This is a genomic window from Candidatus Sororendozoicomonas aggregata, assembly GCF_031528575.1.
Taxonomy (GTDB): Bacteria; Pseudomonadota; Gammaproteobacteria; order Pseudomonadales; family Endozoicomonadaceae; genus Endonucleibacter; species Endonucleibacter aggregata.
On record NZ_JAVLSP010000129.1, the window covers coordinates 1 to 7445 of the forward strand.

Here is a 7445-nt window from a genome sequence, read left to right on the forward strand (position 1 = left end):
AGTCAGAATTTTCGATCAATTTGTGCGAATAGTTGACCTATTTAAGCAAATTGATCGGAAATTCTGGCCGCACTTTCTCGCACTTTCTCGCACTTTCTGAATTTTAGGTCGAAATTGTCTTAAGTCCGACAGGCTCCTGTACCAGGCTCTGATAACATCAAAGTATAAACTCGGCAAAACCCATGGTCGTTGTGGCAAGGCGAGGTTATGCCCTTGATACCCATACTGCTGCCGTAGCCCTTATTCTCTCCCTGTCACCCCCTCTGGGGGAATGACGAGTGTCGGGATATCAATGCTCAACTGCACGTGTTTCATACTGCTCAGGCAATGCCACTGTGCCGTAACAAGGCGTCAATGCCGGGCTTTCTTCCCCGAAAATTCATAAATAATGTCATAGGTTCAGCCGATCCGCCTTTGGCAAGGATCTCATTGAGAAATGACTGACCCGTTTGCTCATTAAAAATCCCCTCTTCTTCAAAGCGGGAAAAGGCATCAGCGGAAAGGACTTCTGCCCACTTGTAACTGTAATAGCCTGCTCCGTAGCCACCGGCAAAAATATGACTGAAGCTGTTTTGAAAGCGGTTAAATGCAGGAGGGCGCACAACCGCCACCTGATCACGTACACGGTTTAATACGGTTTGTACATCAACACCTTTTTTGTAGTCCTTATGCAGGCGAAAATCAAACAGGGAAAATTCAAGTTGCCTGACCATCATCATGGCAGACTGAAAATTCCGTGCGGCCAGCAGCTTGTTCAGTTTATCTTCTGGTAACGTCTCACCGGTTTGGTAGTGCCCGGAGATTTCTGCCAGGGCTTCTTTCTCCCAGCACCAGTTCTCCATAAACTGGCTGGGCAGCTCCACAGCATCCCAGGCAACGCCGTTAATACCTGATACTGCCGCATAATCAACCTGGGTCAGCATATGATGCAGGCCATGACCAAACTCATGGAATAGCGTGACCACTTCATCATGCGTGAGCAGTGCCGGTTTATCTCCAACCGGTGGTGTAAAATTGCACGTCAGGTAGGCCACGGGTAACTGGACAGTATCAATGATTTTACGGCGTACCCGGCATTCATCCATCCAGGCACCGCCGCGCTTGTGTTCTCTGGCATATAAATCCAGATAGAAGCGCCCAATCACCTCGCCATCACGAAAGACATTAAAAAACCGAACATCACCGTGCCAGGTGTCTGTGTCAGCCACCGATTCAAACTGAACCCCAAAGAGTCTGCTGGTAATGGCAAACATTCCCTGAATGGCTTTTTCAGCAGGAAACCATGGGCGCAGCTCTTCCTGGGAAATAGCGTAGCGAGCTTGTCTGAGCTTCTCGGCATAATAGCCAATATCCCAGGCCTGCAAATCTTCGGCACCAAACGTTTTGAGTGCGTAGGCTTTGAGCTCTGAGAGTTCCTGCTCGGCCTGAGGTTTGCTACGCTCGGCCAGTTCTTCTAAAAAGCCAATGACCTCATCGCAATTGTCTGCCATTTTTGTGGCCAGTGAATACTCGGCATAATTGTTAAAATCCAGCAAGTTTGCCAGCTGGTGCCTGAGAGCCAGTATCTCCAGGATGATATCTGAGTTATCAAGCTTTTTATCCCCAGGCCCCTGCTCAGAAGCTCTTGTGCAAAAAGCTGTGTAGAGTTCCTCTCGTAATGAACGATTATCGCAGTAGGTCATCACCGGAAAGTAGCTGGGAAAATCCAGTGTCAGCAACCAGCCTTTATCATGGCCTTTTGATTCTGCCAGTTGCCTTGATGCGGCGATAGCCGATTCAGGCAGTCCCGATAGTGCGGTTTCATCAGTAATCAGTTTGGTCCAGGCCATGGTGGCATCAAGTACATTGTCGGAAAACTGACTGCTCAGCTTGGACAGTCGTTTCTTCAAGGCTTTATATTCTTGCTTCTGTGCTTCTGGCAGGGTGACACCAGCGAGCCTGAAATCACGTAGCTGGTTTTCAATGACTTTTTTTTGAGCCTCGTCGTAGGTTTTAAACGCTTCAGAATCAGCAATAGTTTTATAGGCTTGATATAAACGGGGATTTTGACTCATTTTGGTGGCATATTCAGATAACAGCGGCAAGCAGTCATTGTAAGCCTTTCTTAATGTCTCACTGTTTACCACCGCATTCATATGTCCAACCGGTGACCATGCTTTGCTGAGCCGGTCATTAATAGTGTCCAAAGGGAGCTGTAAGGTATCCCAGGTAAACTCTGCGCTTCCTTTTAATAAACTCTCCACAAACGCTTCATTGTCTGCAATGATCTGCAAAATAGCCGGTTTGACATGCTCAGGCTTTATGGCACTGAACGGGGGTAAATCAGCATTCTCTAGCAAGGGGTTGGTCATCAATACACTCCTGGTTAATCCGTTGAGCATCACGGTATTTTGACGATAATTGAAATTCACCTGAACGTATACCTACTATGAAACATAAAATGACACCCTTTAGAAAACCCTTTAGAAAAAAAACACCTGATATCAAAGAACGGGTCTACATTGCAGAATCTGCCGTAGTGATTGGTGATGTTACCATCGGTTGTGACAGTTCAGTCTGGCCAACCGCCGTGATACGCGGAGATATGCATAAAATCACTATCGGTGAAAGAACCAGTATTCAGGACGGGTCGGTACTGCATATTACCCATGCAAGTGATTACAATCCGGCAGGCTATCCGCTTACTATTGGTAACGATGTCACCGTAGGGCATAAGGCAGTGCTTCATGGTTGTACAGTGCACGACCGCTGTCTTATTGGTATCGGTGCGTTGGTTATGGACGGCGCTGTCATCGAACAAGAGGTCATCGTCGGTGCAGGCAGCCTTGTACCACAGGGCAAGCGGTTGGAAAGTGGTTATATCTACAAGGGAAACCCCGCCAGACAATCGCGGGCGTTGACCGAAAAAGAGCGTCATTTTCTGCGCTACAGCGCCGATAATTATGTGAAACTGAAAAACGACTATTTAACACTCTAGGAGCCTGTCGGACTTATGCTTTCGAGCATAAAATTTAGTAGGGCGAGTCAGAATTTTCGATCAATTTGTGCGAATAGTTGACCTATTTAAGCAAATTAATCGGAAATTCTGGTCGCACTTTCTGGATTTTAGGCCGAAATTGTCTTAAGTCCGACAGGCTCCTAGGAGCCTGACCGAGAATAGCGCCCGTAGCGAGGATTACGAGAAATTGAGGATAAAAATTTCTGCTTCTGAGGATAATAGTGGGGCTATTTGACGAAGAAGCAGGAATTTTTAGACCAATTTATCGCAACCACAGTAGGGTAGTCTATTCTCGGACAGGCTCCTAGTAGTTATTGCTGACATTTTCACCCATTACAGGACGCGCACGGATGCCAAGGCCCCTGAAAATTCGTAGTTTAATGGTTCAATTCTTTCTAGGAATGACAACCGTCGTGCTTCTGCCACTGAGTATCATTGTTTTTATGGTTGGCAGCGATCTAAAGTCGCAGTATGTATCTGCCGCAAAGGAAAGCCTCAGCCGGACTAACGAACAGCTCGGAAAAAAGATTGACCATTACCACGCAACGCTATTGCAGGATATGACTTATCTGTCCAAATCGGCTGAAGAACTACTCAGCACCAGTCTTGCGCCTGAGCAGTTGAGTATTAAGCGGGGCATGAAAGCGTTTGTTACTGTGCATGCCTACGATAATCTGTTTGTTATCAACAGGAGAGGGCAGGTTATTTTCAGTGCCAGAGCTGATAAAGTATCAGGGAAGAATATCCATGATAAGTTCGTGGCAAGCTCACCTCTGGCCTTAACCGTTAATGAGGCCATCACCCTGAAATCTACTGTTCATTCCGGTGCTGTCACTGACCCTGGTGACAATGTAAATAGTACAGATATGATGGTTCGCCCCCTTATGGACAGTAAAGATAATGTGCTTGGCTTCCTTGCCCTTGAAATCGGTTATGGGCACGCTATTCCCGCGATTTTAGACAGCGTTCATCCTGAAACCAGCCACTCACAGACCAATATTATCAATACCGTATCCCGTGTTGTTTACTCATCAGATGCCCTCACCAGCCGTTCGTCATTCTTAAGCAGCACACCTTATTTAAGCTGGAAACAACAAGAAAACACCAGTGAGACCAAAACCCAGATAGCGACTTACCATAATATCAACGGTGTCAGTGTGTTAGGTGCATACAGATCCGTCACCGTCGCAGGTTTTAAGTTGCTGCTTATCACTGAAATGCCGGTTGCCAATGCGTTGATGCCCCTGAGGGACAGGGTGAATATTTATAGTATTGTGCTGTTAGCCATAGTTCTGTTGATAGTGCTTTTATCGTACCTGATGTCGCGGCAGATACACGCCCCCGTTGAAAAAATTACCGCCTGGTTACAGCTGATAGCCGATGGTGAACGGGTGAACTGTTATGGGTTATCACAAAATTCAGCTATTGAAAAATTAAGCCAGTCAGTCATTAAACTGAATAACAGCTATTCATTGCAGAGAACATTCCAACAGCAAAAGGATTGGCTCTTACAGCGACTTTCAGGGCTTTATGAAAAAATGAATGGACTTATGGATTTAAACGAACTTTGCAATAACATTACCCATTACCTGGCCACGCATATTAATGCTCCTGCTGCTGCAATGTACCTCATAGATCAGGACGCCAATATGGTTTTGATGGGAAAATACGGTTGTCCTAAAAAAGGCGGTTTTCTGACACTCATCAATACTGAAGAAGGTGGCCTGATTAATGAGGCAGCAATCAGCAATAAGTCTATCCAATTAAACAACGTATCTGAAAACTTTTTCCGTATGGAAACTGCGCACCTTGATAAAAAGCCGGATTCTGTGTATGTGATGCCTTTTAACTATGGAAGCCTGGCCAAGGGGGTTATGGTTTTTGCTTTGATTAAGGGTATCAAAGAGCAGCATAAGACATTCTTAAAGGATGCTGCCGCCCCTATTGCCAGTGCCGTACATTCACTTGAGCTGACTTTGGCAAGAACAAAAAAAGAATCACAGGCTTGAGCTATCTCTATAATTATGAGTGTACCCAACAAAAAGGATGCTTATGGGTGAGCTAGCTTCTTTTGGCCTCGATAGTCGTTTATTTGCTAATGTACCGGCAGATCAGGAGTATCTCAGGGCCCAGCGAGTCCTCTACGAAGAAAAAAGAGAGGCTGAGAAACAGGTTGTGTTCAATCAACTGACCGCTCAGGATACTAATGGCCCTTCAAAGAATAAAAGTGCCAGACTGGCTGCCATTATTAGCAAACAGCGCTTGATTGTGTAGACATCCGTTACGCCCAGGTCTGATCTGAGGCACGCCTTCTGAGTGAGCGCCTCGCTAGCCCGGATATTTCATAAACTGCCCTTAGAGCCGCAAGGAGCAAGCAAGGCCAGGAGCATGTTTATGAAATATCCGGGCTAGAGTAAAAAAAGTCTGTCAGCCCGAAATAGTCCGGGTTACAAAATATTGCTTGGCAGCCTGTCGGACTGATAGTTATCCTACGCATCTTGTTATGAAATGCTACCGGGAGAAAGTTCGCGTGAAGTTTAGATTGCTGTTATGGTTACTGGGCCTGTTGATGAAACGTGCTAGTAGAAAAAATCAAAAATTTATCAAAAAACTCGAAGGCCAGGATTTGACTTTTCAGATCAGCAGTCAAGATGGGCCTGTTCGCCACTACGTGGTTAAAGACCAGCAGGTATCCAGTCATTCGGGGCAATTTGCCTCACCCGCTTTTGAGATTGCGTTTGCTTCAGCCGACGCAGGCTTCAAGACTCTCACCGCTAAAAATGCACAACTTGCTTTTATGAAAGGTATTCAAAATAAGCAAATTGTCATTTCAGGCGATTACACTAAAGCCATCTGGTTCCAGAGTATCGTTAAATACCTGGTGCCCAAATAGAATTAACGCTTGCTCAATCGGTTCAACAAACCGGTTGGAGCACCAATCACGCTTTCTGACTTCATCACGGTGGTTAGCTGGGCAAAGTGACACGCCTAGCCGCAGCCAGGGGAGAAAATTTATCGCAGAATGTTTACCCAGACAGCCACCGCAATAGAGTCGTTAGACAGTGTGATTGGTATAAGAAACCAGATTAGAGGAACAATCCGACGCCTATCAGGTATGGGATTGAGGTACTACAGCTTGTGATCCATAAACCTGCTTTTTGAAAATAGATGACAATGGTCTTGTTTCTTAATGCGCGACAGTTTTTACAAAGCAGCTTATTGGAATTAATAATATTTTTTTATGTTATTTTGGTTTTAAAATAAAGTAGAAACCACTAACAACAAAAAGTATAGTGGTTATTATCATAAACCCTCTGGTCAGGTGTGTTAACAGTTAGAATTTTATTGCATGGGGTAACTAGAATGAACAGTATGTTAGCGGCTTTTGCAACTCTCGTTTTCATGGTATTTATTACGAATGCTGGCTTTGTTCATGCCGACGAAAAATATTTGGTAGTAGACTTCTATAACAAGAGCGGTTATACATGCAAGATAACAGATTATAAGCTCAAGCATGGTTATTGGTATGGAGAGCCAAAAAAGTCTTTAGCTATAAAAACAGGTTATATGTATTCTTGGTCGGCGAAGCAAAGTACATATGGCCCTGATATGACTGTAACACTTAGCTGTGGAGGTTACTCTTTTAGCGTGAGAAATCAACAAAATTATTGTTTTATGAAGGGTGGGAATCAATATACCAATACTTTTAATGTCGATAAACATCTGAATGTTACAAATAAACAGACCCAGCATGCCGCGGTATGGGGTGGAAAAACCGGTATTGCAGCAGTCATTGTTTCATTGAAGAAGTCACCTTAAACTTAAATAAAACCAGAAACAAGTGACGGTATTAACTATAAAACCCGATGTAACGGGTATTGCTCGTTAAATATGTCTGCCCAAATAGAATGAATATCCGTTTCATTCGTTCGACAAATCAGTTACGGTGCTAATCGCTTTTCAACTAACCCCCGTATTGCGCGCTGGTTATCTGAGCATTTTTTTGCGTTGAAGTTTATAAGAGACCAGATTACAGATTAGAGGAACAATCCGACGCCTATCAGGTATGGGATTGAGGTACTACAGCTTGTGATCCATAAACCTGCTTTTTGAAAATAGATGACAATGGTCTTGTTTCTTAATGCGCGACAGTTTTTACAAAGCAGCTTATTGAAATTAATAATATTTTTTTATGTTATTTTGGTTTTAAAATAAAGTAGAAACCACTAACAACAAAAAGTATAGTGGTTATTATCATAAACCCTCTGGTCAGGTGTGTTAACAGTTAGAATTTTATTGCATGGGGTAACTAGAATGAACAGTATGTTAGCGGCTTTTGCAACTCTCGTTTTCATGGTATTTATTACGAATGCTGGCTTTGTTCATGCCGACGAAAAATATTTGGTAGTAGACTTCTATAACAAGAGCGGTTATACATGCAAGATAA

At 44.1% G+C, this 7445-nt stretch carries 6 protein-coding genes; 5 read left to right on the forward strand and 1 reads right to left on the reverse strand.

Going from position 1 to position 7445, the window contains the following annotated elements; translation table 11 throughout:
• Positions 1-320: 320 nt before the first annotated feature.
• Entirely contained in the window at positions 321-2351 is a 2031-nt protein-coding gene (gene prlC / locus V4C51_RS16425) for an oligopeptidase A (protein WP_330927267.1), read from the reverse strand.
• An 89-nt stretch (positions 2352-2440) separates the two neighbouring features.
• Here prlC and V4C51_RS16430 point away from each other — a divergent pair, with 89 nt between their 5' ends.
• The 5 genes from V4C51_RS16430 (at position 2441) to V4C51_RS16450 (ending at position 6817) form a co-directional block, all read left to right on the forward strand.
• Positions 2441-2977, forward strand: a complete 537-nt coding sequence (locus V4C51_RS16430; RefSeq protein WP_330927262.1) for a gamma carbonic anhydrase family protein — start codon at positions 2441-2443, stop codon at positions 2975-2977.
• Positions 2978-3348: 371 nt separating this feature from the next.
• Positions 3349-5007: a hypothetical protein gene (locus V4C51_RS16435; protein WP_330927263.1), complete on the forward strand. Its 1659-nt coding sequence runs from the start codon at positions 3349-3351 to the stop codon at positions 5005-5007.
• Positions 5008-5050: 43 nt separating this feature from the next.
• The gene (locus V4C51_RS16440) at positions 5051-5272 is read left to right on the forward strand and encodes a hypothetical protein (protein WP_330927264.1); all 222 of its coding nucleotides are present in this window, start codon (positions 5051-5053) and stop codon (positions 5270-5272) included.
• A gap of 256 nt (positions 5273-5528) precedes the next feature.
• Positions 5529-5891, forward strand: a complete 363-nt coding sequence (locus V4C51_RS16445) for a helicase (protein ID WP_330927265.1) — start codon at positions 5529-5531, stop codon at positions 5889-5891.
• A gap of 470 nt (positions 5892-6361) precedes the next feature.
• Positions 6362-6817 carry a hypothetical protein gene (locus V4C51_RS16450; protein ID WP_330927266.1) on the forward strand — a complete coding sequence of 152 codons (456 nt, stop codon included), beginning with the start codon at positions 6362-6364 and terminating at the stop codon, positions 6815-6817.
• Positions 6818-7445: the final 628 nt, after the last annotated feature.

Bases quoted from the DNA above. Each gene is read 5' to 3' on its own strand.
- prlC (WP_330927267.1), bottom strand. From the start codon at position 2,351: ATGACCAACCCCTTGCTAGAGAATGCTGATTTACCCCCGTTCAGTGCC.
- V4C51_RS16435 (WP_330927263.1), top strand. From the start codon at position 3,349: ATGCCAAGGCCCCTGAAAATTCGTAGTTTAATGGTTCAATTCTTTCTA.
- V4C51_RS16450 (WP_330927266.1), top strand. From the start codon at position 6,362: ATGAACAGTATGTTAGCGGCTTTTGCAACTCTCGTTTTCATGGTATTT.
- V4C51_RS16430 (WP_330927262.1), top strand. From the start codon at position 2,441: ATGACACCCTTTAGAAAACCCTTTAGAAAAAAAACACCTGATATCAAA.
- V4C51_RS16440 (WP_330927264.1), top strand. From the start codon at position 5,051: ATGGGTGAGCTAGCTTCTTTTGGCCTCGATAGTCGTTTATTTGCTAAT.